The following is a 14560-nucleotide window of genomic DNA, read 5'->3' as shown; positions in this document are numbered from 1 at the left end:
TCTCCCGTGCAGTGCGGCCCGGGCGCCCTTGAGGCCGGGCCCGCCGATCCGTAGGACACCGCTCGGGGCGAGCCGTGTCACAGCTTGCTCTCGCGCGCGGTGCACACCGGCACCTCGCGGGTGTTGCGGGTCCGCACCCCGGGCAGCCAGCCCGTCTCGCCCCGCGCCGTGCTGACGCGGTACCAGCGGGTGGAGGTCATGCCCTGCTCGTCGCGGACCAGGACGCCGTCGGTGACCACACAGCGGGCCGCCAGGACGTCGCCGTGCCAGACCCGCCCGGCGGCGTTGGCGCCGTCGGCGTAGCGCCGGTACGGGTCCTTGGCCAGCCGCAACCCGCACTCCAGGGTGTGGCTGCCGCGGCAGACCGACTCGGTGTTGTAGACGGCCACCGGGACGGTCGGGGGCGCGGCCGGACGCGGCTCCCCGCCACCGGGGCGCACCGCCCACCACACCCCGAGCGTGACCGCCGCGACCGCCGCGGCGACCACGAACGCCGTGGCCGGCGGCCTGCGGCGGAGCGGCGCGAAAGCGACCGCGGGCCGCTCGGACGGCGTCTGCCGGACCCGCTCCCACAGGCCCGGGGGCGTCCCGATCTCCCGGTCGGCGCGGTGCAGCCGCTCGCGCAGCAGCGCCACGGCGTCGTCCTCACCGCCCGGCCCGCCGGAGCGGCCCGTGGCGCCGGGGCCGCCACCGCCGTGGCCGGATACGGTCTCCGCTCCGTCGTGTCCGCGTCCCGTGTCCACCGCGCCGTTCACCTCTCCGCCCGTCCCTGCGCCGATTGAACGAGGTGGGCGCGGAGCCTGTCCAGGGCGCGGGCCCGGTGCCGGGCCGCCGTCCCGCGGTGCACCTTCATGATCTTGGCCGCCTGGTCGAGGGTGTAGCCGTCGAGGTCGACGAGGATGACGATGCCCGCCTGGCGGTGGGTGAGCATGCCCAGCATCCGTACCGCCTCCAGCTCCGCGTGGCGGTGCTCCAGTCCGCCGTCCCACCCGCCGTCCGCCGGTGCGGCCTCCTCGTCGAAGCCCTCGACGGCGTCGACGAGCACCTGCCGGCCGGCCTTGCGGTAGGCGTCGCGGGCGACGTTGAGCGCGGTGGTGAACGCATAGGCGTACGGCTCCGGGTGGGCGAGGAAGCGCTGCGGGCGCCCGGCGAGCTTGAGGTAGGTCTCGTGCACCACGTCCTCCGCGGAGTGGCGCGAGCCCGCCAGCATCACCGCGCGCCGGTAGAGGCGCGGCAGCAGCCCGCAGAAGACCTCGTCGAAGGTCGGTGACGTGGCGGACGCGGATGACGGCATCAGATCGGCCATCTACCGGAACCCTCCCCCGTTACTCGGTTACGGTCGCGGCCGGGATGGACGCTACCCGCACGATGCGCAGCAAATCAGGCCCTCGCCGGGCCTCGGCCGAAAATGCCCCCTGTTCCGTACTCCCGGGTCGGTAAACCACCCGTGAGGGTCAACTCCCTTTTCCGCAGCCCCTCATGGCGAACGAGAACGCTTCACATCTGACGAGGCGTCAGCTTCAATGGGGCCATGATGGGACATGCGGGAATGGCGGCGGCGGCCGTCCGCTATCTGCGCGCGAGCGGCGCCACGACCTCGGCGGACGCACCGCCCACCGCACCACCGGCACCCCGCCGGACGCTGCGGGCGGTCCGCGACGGCGAGCGCGCGCCGTGCGATCCGGCCGCGTTCCGCGCCGCCCTGGGACACTTCGCCAGCGGGGTCACGGTCATCACCGCGCCCGCCCCGGCGGAGGGCGGAACCGGCCCCGCCGGATTCGCCTGCCAGTCCTTCGCGTCACTCTCCCTGGAGCCGCCACTGGTGACCTTCATGGTCGCCCGTACGTCGACGACCTGGCCGCGGATCGCCCGCGCCGGGGTCTTCTGCGTCAATGTGCTGGGCGCCGGGCAGGGCGCGCTGTGCCGGGCGTTCGCGGTCAGCGGGGCCGACAAGTTCGCCGGGGTGCGGCACTCGCCCGCGCCGGCGACCGGCGCGCCCCGTCTCGACGCCGTGCCCGCCTGGATCGACTGCACCGTCCACGCGGTGCACACCGGGGGCGACCACCTCATCGTCGTCGGCCGGGTCGAGGCCCTGGGCACGGACCCGGCCGCGGCGGCCGACGGACCGCTCCTCTTCCACCGCGGAGCGTTCGGAGCCTTCCGGGAGGCGTGAGCCGGGGGCGCAGGCCCGGACGGCTCGCGCCCCGCCCGAGCCCGTACGTCGCCCTCTCCGCACCCGTACGGGAACGGTCGGGGCGGCCTCTCCCCCGCGCTTGTACGGAACGGGCCCACCCGGCGCCGACCCGGCCCGCTCCCCCAGGACCCCGGCCCTCACTCCGGGAAGACCAGCACCCCGCGTGCCACCCGGCCGTGGTGGGCGTCGTCGGCCGCGCGGGCGAAGTCCTCCACCGGGTACTCCGCGCTGACCAGTTCGTCGAGGAGGAGGCGGCCCTCGCGGTAGAGGCGGGCGTAGAGGGCGATGTCGCGCTGGGGGCGGGCGGAACCGTAGCGGCAGCCCAGTATCGACTTGTCGAGATACATCGACGACACCAGGAACGACGCCTCGGCGGTGGCGGGCGGGACGCCCAGCAGCACCGCCTGGCCGTGCCGGTCGAGCAGGTCCACCGCCTGCCGGATGAGGCGGGTGGAGCCGACGCACTCGAAGGCGTGGTCGGCGCCGGTCGGCAGCACCTCCTTCACCGCCTTGACGCTGTCGGGTACGGCGGAGGCGTCGATGAAGTGGGTGGCGCCGAACTGCCGGGCCATCGCCTCCTTCGCCGGGTTGGCGTCCACCGCGACGATCACCGAGGCGCCGGCCAGCCGGGCGCCCTGGAGGACGTTCAGGCCGATACCGCCGGCACCGATGACCACCACCGAGTCGCCGCGGTCCACCTTCGCGCGGTTGAGCACCGCGCCGACGCCGGTCAGTACCGAGCAGCCGATGAGCGCCGCGGACGCCGCCGGGATACCGGGCGGGATCTTCACCGCCTGCACCGCCTTGACGACGGTCCGCTCCGCGAACGCCGAGTTCGACGCGAACTGGTACAGCGGCGCGCCCCGCCACCGGAACGGCGTGCCGGGCATCCCGATCGCCTTCCGGCACATCGTCGGCCGCCCCCGGTCGCACTCCGCGCACGCCCCGCAGTTGGCCAGCGTGGACAGCGCCACCCGGTCCCCCGGCGCGACGTGGCCGACGCCCGCGCCGACCGCCTCGACCACCCCGGCGCCCTCGTGCCCGAGCACCAGCGGCGCCGGGAAGGGGATCGTGCCGTCGATGACCGAGAGATCGCTGTGGCACAGTCCGGCCGCCCGGACGGCGACCAGCACCTCGCCGGGCCCGGGGTCGCGCACCTCCAGGTCGTCCACGACCCGGGGCTTCTCACCGTCGAAGATGACGCCTCTCATCACAACCTCCGTGGATCGGCCGCCCGGACCGGGGCGGGAGACGGACGGGACGGACACCGCCCCGCGCGGCGCGCCGTGCACCGCCCCGCGGGCGGGGACCTGCCGGGCGCCGGACCTGCCGCCCCCGCGCCGCGGCCCGCCGCGTCACCCGGGGGCGGGACGGGGACGGGCTCAGCGGTTGGGCCGCTCCCCCTTGGCCGCCGCGGCGGCCATCGCCTCCAACCGCGCCAGCATCGGCATCGGATCCGTACCGACCGTGCCCGGCAGCGACGCGGCGAGCTTCTCCGGGGTCCAGCCGCCGTCGCTGTAGGCGGCACGCAGTTCGCGGGGCTGTGCCCAGACGGCGATCTTGGGTCCGGCGACGGTGTAGACCTGCCCGGTGATCTTCTGCTCCCGGGCCCGGTCGCTGAGCAGGTAGACGACGAACGCGGCGACGTCCTCGGGCTCGCCGATCTCCGTCAGCTCCATGGGCACGTTCGCCGACATCCGGGTGCGGGCGACGGGCGCCACCGCGTTGGCCGTCACGCCGTACTTGTGCAGCCCCAGCGCGGCGCTGCGCACCAGCGAGATGATGCCGCCCTTCGCCGAGGCGTAGTTGGCCTGGGCCACGCTGCCCTGATGGTTTCCGCTGGTGAAGCCGATGAGGGTGCCGTGGCCCTGTTCCCGCATGACGGCGGCGGCGGCGCGGAAGAGGGTGAAGGTGCCCTTGAGGTGGGTGGCGACCACCGGGTCCCACTCCTCCTCGGTCATGTTGAAGAGCATCCGCTCGCGCAGGATCCCGGCGACGCAGACCACGCCGTCGAGCCGCCCGTAGCGCTCCAGCGCGGTGTCGGTGATCCGCTGCCCGCCGGCCATCGTCGCGACGTCGTCGGCGACCGCGACCGCCTCACCGCCCGCCGCGGTGATCTCCTCGGCGACCGCCGCCGCGACCTCACTGCTCGGCTCGGCGCCCGCGACGGAGACGCCGTAGTCGTTGACGACGACACGGGCGCCGTGGGCGGCGCAGGCGAGGGCCACCGCCCGGCCGATGCCGCGCCCCGCCCCCGTGACGGCGATCACCTTGCCGGCCAAGAAGTTGCCCATACCGCGACCCTCCCAGAGTTTCTGACGGACCGTTAGATTTTTGAGCAGTCCCCGTACGAACACAACCCCCCGACCCGATCCCGCCCCAGGAGGGCCCGTGCCGCTGCCGCAGGAATTCCACGACCTCGCCCGCCAGGTGAACAACTGGGGCCGCTGGGGCCCGGACGACGAGATCGGCACCCTCAACCTGATCACCGAGCGGACGGTCCGGGACGCCGCGGCATGCGTCCGCAGCGGCCACCGCGTCCCGCTCGCCCTGCCGCTGCGCCACGACGGCGTACAGACCGGGGCCATCCCCGGCCGGATCAATCCGCTGCACACCATGACCGCCGTCAACCAGGAGCTGTTCGGCCCCGGCACCGTCGCCACCTCGGACGACGCGGTCACCATGGGACTCCAGGCGGGCACCCACTGGGACGGGCTGAGCCACGTCTCACACTCCGGGCGGCTCTACAACGGGCGCCCCGCCGGCGCCGTCACCGCCCACGCCGGGGCCACCGCCCTGGGCACCGAGAAACTCCCGCCCGTCGTCTCCCGCGGCGTCCTGCTGGACGTGGCCCGCGCCCACGGCACCGACCGGCTGCCCGAGGGGCACGCCGTGACGCCCGAAGACCTCGACGCGGCCGAGGAGTTGGCGGGTACGCGGGTACGGGCGGGCGATGTGGTGCTGGTCCGCACCGGCCAGATGAGGCGCTATCTGGCGGGCGAGCGGGAGGCGTACGCACTCCCGTCACCGGGGCTGTCGGTGCGTACACCCCGGTGGTTCCACGAGCGGAACGTGGCGGCGGTCGCCAACGACACCCTGACGTTCGAGATCTTCCCGCCGGAGATCGAGGGGCTGTGGCTGGCGGTGCACGCGCTGCACCTGGTGGAGATGGGCATGCTGCAGGGCCAGAACTGGAACCTGGAGGAGCTGTCGGAGACCTGCGCGGAGCTGGGCCGCCACGCCTTCCTGCTGTCCGCCGTCGCCGAACCCTTCACCGGCGGCGCGGGCGCCCCCGTCGCCCCCGTGGCCCTGCTCTGACCGGCCCGTCCGCCCCGGTCCGGGCCCGCCCGTACGCGGCGCGGACCGCCGTCCGCCCGGGCGACGGCGGGCCCGGCGGCGCACCGTCAGACGGCGTGGTGGGTGACGCGGTGGGTCCCGCACACACCGGACACCGCGGCACCGCCGGACGCGTACGAGGCGCCCTGGCACTCCGGGGCGAACGGCAGCGGCTGCCCGCGGTCCACCTCGCACCAGATGCGTTTGCCCGCGCCCTCGGGCTGCCAGCCCCAGCGGTCGGCGAGCCCGTCGACCAGCTCCAGACCCCGGCCGTGGGTGTCGTCGCCGTCGGCGTGGCGGTGGCGCGGCGGGCGGGCACTGGCGTCGGCGACCTCCACCCGCACCGTCCCCACCACGGCGCCGGAACCGGAGAAGCACATCCGCAGCACGGCACCGGTGCCCGTGTGAACCACGGCGTTGGTGACCAGCTCCGAGATCAGCAGGATCAGCGTCTCGGACAGCGGCTCATCGGCGCCTATCCCCGACCCCGCCAGCCGCGACCGGGCCCACCGCCGGGCCCGCCCCACCTCAGCGGGGTCGGGCCGTACCTCCAACTGCACCTGAAGCACCTGCACCGCTCACACCATCCGAACCGGCGGAAACTTCGCCTTGCGCCTCCACGAGGTCACGGTGCGTGACCCCAACGACGCCCAGCATGGTTGACGTTCCGTCACCCCAACAAGCGCTTCGGGCATATTCCAGCGCAAGGGAGTATGCGTACCGCATACTGTGCGACGCACTTTTTGGGGGAGTCGAACACGGGGAAACCGACCCCCGCGACCAGTGCGAGCCCGGCGCACTCCGTCTCCCGGAGCCGTCTCGCCGACGCCACCGTGATCTCTGCGCAACAGAACCACTCGCACCCGAGCGAGCGTACCCGAGCAGGTCGCCGACTCCCCCGTGTGACGAGTCACGCTCAGGACACAACCCGATATCGACGCTCCGTGACCGAATCTGCCTACCAGAACCGACATTTCGCGCATCGGCTGCAAGAAGCTGACATCCCCTGCGGCCACGGCGGACATCATCCGGTCAGCAGGCCCGCCGCCAGGCGTTCCTCCGTCTCGCGGGCGTCGCCCCAGCACTCCGCGCGCCACCACGCGCGCTTGAGGTGCAGATGGACCTCCGCCTCCCAGGTGAACCCCATGCCGCCGTGCACTTGCAGACAGTCGCGGGCGTTACGCACCGCCGCGTCGTCGGCGAGCAGTTTCGCGGCGTACGTCTCGTCCTCGCTCTCGGTGACCGCCGCCGCGTACACCGCGGCGCGCGCCGTCTCGGCCCGGACCAGCATCCCGGCGCACAGATGCTTCACCGCCTGGAACGCGCCGATGGGCGCCCCGAACTGCTCGCGCACGCGGGCGTACGCCACGGCCTTCTCCACCGTGCGCGCCGCGCTGCCGAGTTGCTGCGCGGCGGTGAGCAGCGCCGCCTCCCGGCGCATCCGGCGCACGTCCACCGCGGGCCCCGGCAGCGGCTCCCCGACGCCCGCGGGCACCGGAGCCAGCGGCGTCAGCGGATCGACGGAGGCGGGGCGCGGGCCCCCGGCGCCGGTGGCCGGACGGAGCACCCTCACCGGGGCGGCGTGGGCGCCGGGCGCGGCCCGCCCCGCACCTCCGGCCGCGCCCGGCCCACGCCGTACCGCGTCCGCACCGTCCAGCCCCGCACCCGGCCCACCCCGTACCGCGTCCGCGCCACCGCGCCCCGCGCCCGGCAGAACGGCCAACTCGGTGCAGTCGTCCGGGTGTTCCCACAGGCCGGGGCCGCCCGGGGACTCGGTCAGGCCGACGATCCGGTCGCCGGTGGCGACGCCGGCGAGGTGGCCGGCGAGCAGATGGCAGGCGACCAGCGGGCCGGGGAGCAGGGCCCGGCCGGTCTCCTCGAAGAGCAGGGCCGCCTCGGGCAGACCGAGGCCGACGCCGCCGCCGGACTCCGGGAGCCGGAGCGCGAAGAGTCCGGCGGCGCCCAGCTCCCGCCACAGCGCGCGGTCCAGGGCCGGTGCCGCGACGGCCGCGCGCAGCCGCTCCGGGCCGAACCGCCCGGCCAGCAGCGCCCGCATCCCGTCCCGCAACTCCCCTTGTTCGACGGTGAGTTGGAAGTCCACGGCGGTATCTCACCGTCCCTTCGGCAGGCCGAGGATCCGCTCGGCGACGATGTTCCGCTGAATCTGCGAGGTGCCGGCCGCGATGGTGTACGAGAGGGACGACAGGCGCGCGGCGACCCACTCGTGGTCCGCGTCGAGCGCCCCGGCGCCCAGCACCTCGGCCGCCGTGTCGTACAGCTCCTGGCGGGCGTGGGAGTAGCGGAGCTTGAAGACGGAGGCGCCGGCGCCCGGGACGCCGCTGCCGCGCTGGGCGGCGCTGACGTTCCACTGGGTCAGCCGCCACAGCGCGGTGAACTCGGCGGCGAGCCGCCCCAGCCGGCGGCGGAGCACCGCGTCGTCCCAGCGGCCGTTCGCCCGTGCGGTGCGGGCGAGTTCGCCCAGCACCCGGCGGCAGGCGACGACCTCGCCGACGAAGGCGGTGCCGCGCTCGAAGGAGAGCGTCACCATCGTGACCCGCCAGCCGTCGTTCTCCGCCCCGACCCGGTGCGCCACCGGGATGCGGACCTCGTCGAGGAACACCTCGGCGAACTCGGTGGACCCGGCGAGGGTGCGCAGCGGCCGGACGGTCACGCCGGGCGCGTCCATCGGCATGGCGAGCCAGGTGATGCCGCGGTGGCGGGGGGCGCCGGGGTCGGTGCGGACCAGCAGTTCGCACCAGTCGGCGACCTCGGCGTGCGAGGTCCAGATCTTGCTGCCGGTGACCACGTAGGCGTCGCCGTCGCGGACCGCGCGGGTGCGCAGTGCCGCCAGGTCCGATCCGGCGTCCGGTTCGGAGAAGCCCTGGCACCAGATCTCGTCGCCGCGCAGGATCGGCGGCAGCCAGCGGGCGCGCTGGGCCGCGGTGCCCTCGGCGGCGAGCGTCGGCCCGGCGTGCAGCAGTCCGACGAAGTTCGCCCCGACGTACGGCGCCCCGGCGCGTTCGGTCTCCTCCAGGAAGATCAGGTGCTGGGTCGGGGTGGCGCCGCGCCCGCCCGCGTCGGCGGGCCAGTGCAGTCCGGCGTACCCGGCGTCGTACAGCATCCGCTGCCAGGTGGTGTCGTGGGCGCGGCGCCCCGGCCAGTCGTGCGGGTCCGGGGGCGGCGGGAGCGCCGGGAGCGCCGTGGTCAGCCAGCGGCGCAGTCCGGCGCGGAACTCCTCCTCCTCGTCCGTGTACGTGAGGTCCACGGGCGGGCCTACCGGTCCAGGTCCAGGCCGAGCATGCGGATGGCGTTGCCGCGCATCAGCTTGTACACGGTGGTGTCGTCGAGGCCCTTCACATGATCGAGGGCGACCTCCTTGGTGTGCGGGAAGGTCGAGTCGACGTGCGGGTAGTCGGTCTCGAAGGTCGCGTTGTCCACGCCGACGGTGTCCAGCGAGGCGACGCCGTGCCGGTCGCGGAAGAAGCAGCAGAAGATCTGCCGGTAGTAGTACGTGGACGGCGGCTCGGGGATCAGCTCGCGCACACCGCCCCAGGCGCGGTGTTCCTCCCACACGTCGTCGGCGCGCTCCAGGGCGTACGGGATCCAGCCCATCTGGCCTTCGCTGTAGGCGAGCTTGAGCCGCGGGTATCGCACGAGGACCCCGCTGAACAGGAAGTCCGTCATCGACGCCATGGCGTTGTTGAAGGAGAGCGACGCCTGGACGGCGGGCGGCGCGTCGGGGGAGGCGGCGGGCATCTGGGACGACGACCCGATGTGCATGTTGACGACGGTCCCGGTCTCCTCGCACACCGCGAAGAACGGGTCCCAGTACCCGGTGTGGATCGACGGCAGCCCCAGGTGGGTGGGGATCTCGGAGAACGTCACGGCCCGTACGCCGCGCGCCGCGTTCCGGCGGATCTCGGTGACGGCCAGGCCGATGTCCCACAGCGGGATCAGGCAGAGCGGGATCAGCCGCCCGCCGCTGTCCCCGCACCACTCCTCGACCATCCAGTCGTTGTAGGCGCGTACGCAGGCGAGGGCGACCTCCTTGTCGCGCGCCTCGGCGAAGGTCTGGCCGCAAAAGCGCGGGAAGGTCGGGAAGCAGAGCGACGCCTCGACGTGGTTGAGGTCCATGTCCGCCAGCCGCGCCTTCGGGTCCCAGCAGCCGCGCCGCATCTCTGCGCGGGTGATGCCCTCCAGCGTCATGTCGTCGCGGTCGAAGCCGACGGCGGCGATGTTCCGCTTGTACGGGAACTTCAGGTCCTCGTAGAGCCACCAGTCGGTCGGCGGGCCGTCGGGGTCCATGGTGATGACGTACTTGCCGCCGGTGTAGGTCAGCTCGCCGATGCCGGCGGTGTGCGGCTTGGGGCCGCGCTCGCGGTAGCGGCGCGGCAGCCAGGTCTCGAAGAGGTGCGCGGGCTCGATCACGTGGTCGTCGACGCTGATGATGCGCGGTAGTTCCACCCAAATCCCCTCACCCGTACCGGCCGGATCCGCTGCCCGGCCCGCCATATCTGATGCTCCGTCAGATACGAGGCTAGCCCCGGCCGTACGAGGGCGACAAGGCTCAAGGACGGGGCGCGCGGACGCGCGGCGGCCCGGCCCCCGGGAACGGGAGCCGGGCCGCGAAAGGGCTGCCGGGACGGTCAGTTGGGCCGGTACGAGCCCGTGGCCTGGTCGTAGAGACGGTCCACGGTGCGGCTGCCGGACTTCGGTCCGCTCACCTGGACGAGGTGGTAGCGGCCCTGGTGGATCATGACGAAATTGCGGGCGTAGACCTCGCGGCCGCCGTCCTTCCAACTGAAGCCGCCCTCGGCCATCGCCGTCCGCCCCACGTCCATCCGCCGCAGCCCGGACGCCGTCGCCCAGGAGGAGGCGCGGTACGCCGCCAGCTCCGGCTCCTTGTCCTGCTGGTAGGCGAGCGGGTCGGCGCCGAACGCGGCGACGGTGTCCCGGCCCGGCACCACGAGCAGCTCGTAGCCGCCGCCGGCGTAACGGATCCGGCCCTGGCCGTCCGGCCCGCGGCGCTGCCAGTCCTTACGCACCGCGATCTGGAAACCGGCCGGGTCCTTGCGGACCGCGAAGCCCGTGGCGAGCCCGGCGGGGGTGGTGGTCTGCGGACTGCCCGCCTCGGGCCCGCCACGGCCGCCGCCCGGGGCGGCGGCCGACGGTGACGGGGCGCCCGCGCCCGTACGGCCACGGCCCTCCTCCCCGGCCTTCGGCAGGAACAGCACGGCGAACGCCACCGCGCCCGCCACCAGCAGCAAGATCGCCACCAGCAGCAGCCGGCCCAGATGGCGCGGACCACGGGCGCGCGGCGGCTTCGGCGCCCGGCCCGGCGCGGAGGCCGCGAGGCCCGGCGGTTCCTGCCCGGCCGCCGCCGCGCGGGGCGTGCGCCCGGGACGCTTCGGTGCCGGAGCGGTCCGTGCCGGAGCGGCGCCCCGGCCCTTCTTCTCCTTGCGGACCAGCTCACCGCGGCGGCGGACCACCGGCAGGCGCCCGGGATCGGTGCCCGTCCCGCGCGCGGGGAGGGTGACGAGGCCGCCGTCCCGCTCCGGTTCGGGCGCCCCGCGGGTCACCTCGCGCAACACCGCCAGCAGCGGCCCGGGGGCGGGCCGGGCGGCCGGGTCCGGGCCGAGCAGCGCCTCGACGGCGGGCCGCAGCGGGCCGCAGGCCCCGGCGGGCGCCGGACGGTGCGCGCACACCATCCGCGCCAGCTCCGCCGCGCTCTCCTCCGGGTACGGCGGACGGCCCTGCACACACCGGAACAGCAGCGCGCCGAGCGCCCACAGGTCGGTACCGCTGCCCACGGCGCCCCCGCACCCGGCCGGTGCCGCCTGCTCCGGCGCCCACCGCTCGGTGACCGGCCCGACGACCGCCAGCCGCATCTCCCGCACCCGCCCCGCGAGCAGCCCGCCCGCCCCGGGACCGGCGTCCACGGGAACGGGGAGCGCGGGGGCGGACCCGACGGGCGCCGGGCCCGCCGGAGCCGGGACGCCCCCGGCCGGACCCGTAGCGGCCGCGCCGCCCTTGGTCAGCACCGCGGGGGCCGCACCCGTACGGGACGGACCGGCCTCGGCCGGGCCCGCAGGGGACGCGCCCCCGGCCGCGCCCGGACCCGTAGGGGACGCCCCGGCGGGCTCTCCCGCGCCGCCCTCCGGCTCCGGGCCCCGCGCCGGGGGCACCGCCACGGCCGGTGCCGCGAGGGGCATCGGCTCCGTCCCGCACAGCGCCTCCTGGGCCGCGCCCGCCGCCAGGCCGCTCAGCACCGCGCGGCCGTCGTCGCAGATCAGGACCGTACGGTCGGTGACGTTGCGGTGCACCCAGCCCCGGGCGTGCAGGGCGCGCAGGGCGGTGAGGACGTCCGCGCCGATCTCGGCGGCGCGCTGCGGCGCCAGCGGGCCCTCGGCGAGCAGCACCGCGAGCGGGCGGGCGGCGATCAGCTCACCGGCGATCCACAGCGAACCGTCCGCCACGAAGACGTCGAAGACCTGGTCGAGCAGTGGATGGTCGGGCAGCTCCGCGGCCCGCGTCGCCGCCAGGAACGCACGGCGTACGACCGGATCCCGCGGATCGCGCGGCGCCTCCCGCGCCGCCCCGGCCCGCCCGGCGCCCGGCCACCCGCCCGGCGCCGCGTCGGCGAACTCCGCCTCCACCACCTCGGGCAGCGGCACCTGACGCAGCAGCACCTCCTGCGAGCTGAGCGTGTCGAGGGCGCGGAACGCCGTGGCGCCGTCGCCGCCCCCGGGCCGCAGCGGCAGACGGTAACGCTCCGCGAGCACCCGCCCCGCGTACCGCTCCACGACGCCTCCCCTGCGTATGTGCCGCGCCGGACCCGCACGGGCCCGGCGTACCCCCACGGGCGCCCGCCGGGCCGCCCGCCCCGGGCCCCGCGGGCCCGAACAGCCTTGTGAATCTCACGATACGTGCCCGGGGCCCGGCCGCGGCCCGCTCCGGGCGAACGCCCGCGGGGCAGCCGCCCCGGGCCGTCAGTCCTTGACGGCGAACGTCGCGAACGCGGTGTCCCGCAGCTTCTTGCACTCCGCGTCCGACCAGGCGTCCGCCTTGCAAGTGATCATGATCGCGTAGCCGTGGTCGTCGTCCGCGCGGAAACCGCGGTTGAGCACCCGCACCTTCTGCCCGTGCGAGCTGCGGGTGAACGACCAGTCGGCGACCGTCGGGTAGTCGCGCCAGCGCACCGGCTTGATGGCGATGCGGTGGTAGTCGGGCGTCGAACCGCGCACCGCGGGCTCCAACTGCCGCCAGGAGGCCGCCGCGTCCTTGCCCGGCGAGGCGTTGTAGTCGATCTGGATGCGCGGGAAACCGTCGGCGTCCTTGCCGAAGATGGCGCCGGAGTTCTGCCCCGCGGTGCCGGTACGGTGCCAGCCCTCGGGCATCGCCACCCGGAAGTGGAAGTCGCCGTTGGTGACGTTCGCGTATCCGTCGGGCAGCGCGTCCTTCCCGTCGTCCTCGCCCTTGCCGTCGCCCTTCCCGCCGGGGGCCGACGGGGCGTCACCGGACGGTGTGGCCTTGCCGCCGTCCGGGGTACCGCCGCCGCCCGAGGCGTGCGTCTGCGCCGCCGTCGCCTCGATGTCCTTGCCCGCGTCGGCGCTGTCGCCGGAGTCCCCGCCGGACAGCGCGAACCCGAGGATCGCGGCCACCACGGCGAGCGCCACGACCACCGCGATGATGATGAGCGTGCGGCGCGGCACCACATCGGTGACCGAGGCCCGCGGCGGCCGCCCGCCGCCCGCGCCGGAACCCGAGCCGGACCCGGCGCCGTTCCGTGCCGCGGCCGCCTTCGACGCCGCCGTGGAAGCCGTGGAAGCCGCCGACGCCGCGGCCGCCCGCACCGTCTTCAGCGCGTCGCGCATCCGCTCCTTGGCCGCCTCGCTGTCGAAGCCCGGCCGGTCGCCCGCCGCCTTCGCGGGCGCGCCGCCCTTGGCCGTACCGCTCCCGGCGGCCGGCTTCGGCGCGACCGGCGCGGGCGCGGGCGACGCGGCCGGCTTCGGCGCCGCCTTCGGCCTCTTCGGCCGGGGACGGGCCGGCTTCGGCGCGGCCTTCGGCCTCGCCGCCGGCCGCGGCGGCGCCTCCTCGGGCACCACCGGCAGCGTCATCGCCCGCGTCGCGTCGAGCGGCGGCTCGCTCTCCTCCGGACCGTGCGCGACCTTCTCCAGCAGCACCCGCGCCCCGGCGTCGTCCAGCCGTCCGTCCGGGTCCTTGACCAGCAGTCCGAGGATGACGTCCGCCAGCGCGCCGGCGTGCTTGGGCGGCTCGACCGGCTCGGTCATCACCGCCGTCAGCGTCGCGATGGCCGACCCCTTGTCGTACGGCGGGACGCCCTCGACGCAGGCGTACAGCAGGCCGCCCAGGGACCACAGGTCGGCGGGCGGGCCCGGCTTCTGGCCGCGGGCCCGCTCCGGTGAGATGTACGAGGGGGCGCCGACGAGCATGCCGGTGGACGTCACCGACGGGTCGCCCTCGACCTGGGCGATACCGAAGTCGGTCAGCACCACCCGGCCGTCGTCCGACATCAGGACGTTGGACGGCTTCACATCGCGGTGCAGGATGCCCTCGCGGTGCGCGGCGCGCAGCACGTCGAGGACGGCGAGACCCACCTCGGCGGCGCGGCGGGTGGTGAGCGGACCGTCGTCGCGCACCAGTTCGGCGAGGGAACGCCCCTCGACCAGCTCCATGACGATCCACGGCCGGTCGTCCTCGTCGACCACGTCGTAGACGGTCACCGCGCCGTTGTTGCGGATCCGGGCGATCGCCTTGGCCTCGCGCAGCGTACGGGTGATCAGGCGGCGCTTCTCGTCCTCCTCCACGCCGCCGGGGAAGCGCAGCTCCTTGACCGCGACCGTGCGGCCCAGCACCTCGTCGCGCGCCCGCCAGACGGTGCCCATGCCGCCGCGGCCGAGGACTCCGGCGAGCCGGTACCGGCCGGCGAGCAGCCTGCCCTCCTTGCCGTCCATCTCGACCTCGTCGCCCACTGAATCCCCTCTGCAATCCAGCCGAGTTGACGGCCCC

At 75.1% G+C, this 14560-nt stretch carries 12 protein-coding genes; 2 read left to right on the top strand and 10 right to left on the bottom strand.

Going from position 1 to position 14560, the window contains the following annotated elements; all coding sequences use genetic code 11:
- Window positions 1–77: 77 nt before the first annotated feature.
- Window positions 78–743 carry a hypothetical protein gene (locus ACGH2B_RS16205; protein ID WP_399089371.1) on the bottom strand — a complete coding sequence of 222 codons (666 nt, stop codon included), beginning with the start codon at window positions 741–743 and terminating at the stop codon, window positions 78–80.
- Window positions 744–751: 8 nt separating this feature from the next.
- The gene (locus ACGH2B_RS16200) at window positions 752–1306 is read right to left on the bottom strand and encodes an RNA polymerase sigma factor (protein ID WP_399089368.1); all 555 of its coding nucleotides are present in this window, start codon (window positions 1304–1306) and stop codon (window positions 752–754) included.
- Window positions 1307–1549: 243 nt separating this feature from the next.
- On the opposite strand from ACGH2B_RS16200, the gene ACGH2B_RS16195 reads away from it, so the two are divergent.
- Window positions 1550–2173, top strand: coding sequence for a flavin reductase family protein (locus ACGH2B_RS16195; RefSeq protein ID WP_399097050.1), 624 nt, complete (start codon window positions 1550–1552; stop codon window positions 2171–2173).
- A gap of 158 nt (window positions 2174–2331) precedes the next feature.
- Here ACGH2B_RS16195 and ACGH2B_RS16190 read toward each other — a convergent pair whose 3' ends face one another.
- Together ACGH2B_RS16190 and ACGH2B_RS16185 are read right to left on the bottom strand one after the other, a co-directional pair.
- Complete coding sequence (locus ACGH2B_RS16190; RefSeq protein WP_399089365.1) at window positions 2332–3405, bottom strand: Zn-dependent alcohol dehydrogenase; 1074 nt, start codon at window positions 3403–3405, stop codon at window positions 2332–2334.
- Window positions 3406–3576: 171 nt separating this feature from the next.
- On the bottom strand, window positions 3577–4488 hold the full coding sequence (locus ACGH2B_RS16185) for an SDR family oxidoreductase (RefSeq protein ID WP_399089362.1): 912 nt from the start codon (window positions 4486–4488) through the stop codon (window positions 3577–3579).
- A gap of 97 nt (window positions 4489–4585) precedes the next feature.
- Here ACGH2B_RS16185 and ACGH2B_RS16180 point away from each other — a divergent pair, with 97 nt between their 5' ends.
- On the top strand, window positions 4586–5512 hold the full coding sequence (locus ACGH2B_RS16180; RefSeq protein WP_399089359.1) for a cyclase family protein: 927 nt from the start codon (window positions 4586–4588) through the stop codon (window positions 5510–5512).
- Window positions 5513–5598: 86 nt separating this feature from the next.
- Here the strand turns inward: ACGH2B_RS16180 and ACGH2B_RS16175 are convergent, their stop codons facing one another.
- The 6 genes from ACGH2B_RS16175 to ACGH2B_RS16150 form a co-directional block, all read right to left on the bottom strand.
- On the bottom strand, window positions 5599–6105 hold the full coding sequence (locus tag ACGH2B_RS16175; RefSeq protein WP_399089356.1) for an ATP-binding protein: 507 nt from the start codon (window positions 6103–6105) through the stop codon (window positions 5599–5601).
- Window positions 6106–6554: 449 nt separating this feature from the next.
- The gene (locus tag ACGH2B_RS16170) at window positions 6555–7631 is read right to left on the bottom strand and encodes an acyl-CoA dehydrogenase family protein (protein ID WP_399089353.1); all 1077 of its coding nucleotides are present in this window, start codon (window positions 7629–7631) and stop codon (window positions 6555–6557) included.
- Between the two features lie 9 nt (window positions 7632–7640).
- Window positions 7641–8795: an acyl-CoA dehydrogenase family protein gene (locus tag ACGH2B_RS16165; protein ID WP_399089350.1), complete on the bottom strand. Its 1155-nt coding sequence runs from the start codon at window positions 8793–8795 to the stop codon at window positions 7641–7643.
- Between the two features lie 8 nt (window positions 8796–8803).
- Complete coding sequence (locus ACGH2B_RS16160; RefSeq protein ID WP_399089347.1) at window positions 8804–10042, bottom strand: amidohydrolase family protein; 1239 nt, start codon at window positions 10040–10042, stop codon at window positions 8804–8806.
- Between the two features lie 134 nt (window positions 10043–10176).
- Entirely contained in the window at window positions 10177–12333 is a 2157-nt protein-coding gene (locus ACGH2B_RS16155) for a hypothetical protein (protein ID WP_399089344.1), read from the bottom strand.
- Window positions 12334–12519: 186 nt separating this feature from the next.
- Window positions 12520–14523 (bottom strand): serine/threonine-protein kinase, encoded by a 2004-nt coding sequence (locus ACGH2B_RS16150; protein WP_399089341.1) that lies wholly within the window; start codon window positions 14521–14523, stop codon window positions 12520–12522.
- Window positions 14524–14560: the final 37 nt, after the last annotated feature.

The sequence above is a fragment of the Streptomyces sp. BBFR2 genome (assembly GCF_044497305.1).
GTDB lineage: Bacteria > Actinomycetota > Actinomycetes > Streptomycetales > Streptomycetaceae > Streptomyces.
Note: the sequence above shows the minus strand (reverse complement) of the source record. Positions and strands in the feature narration are given on the sequence as shown.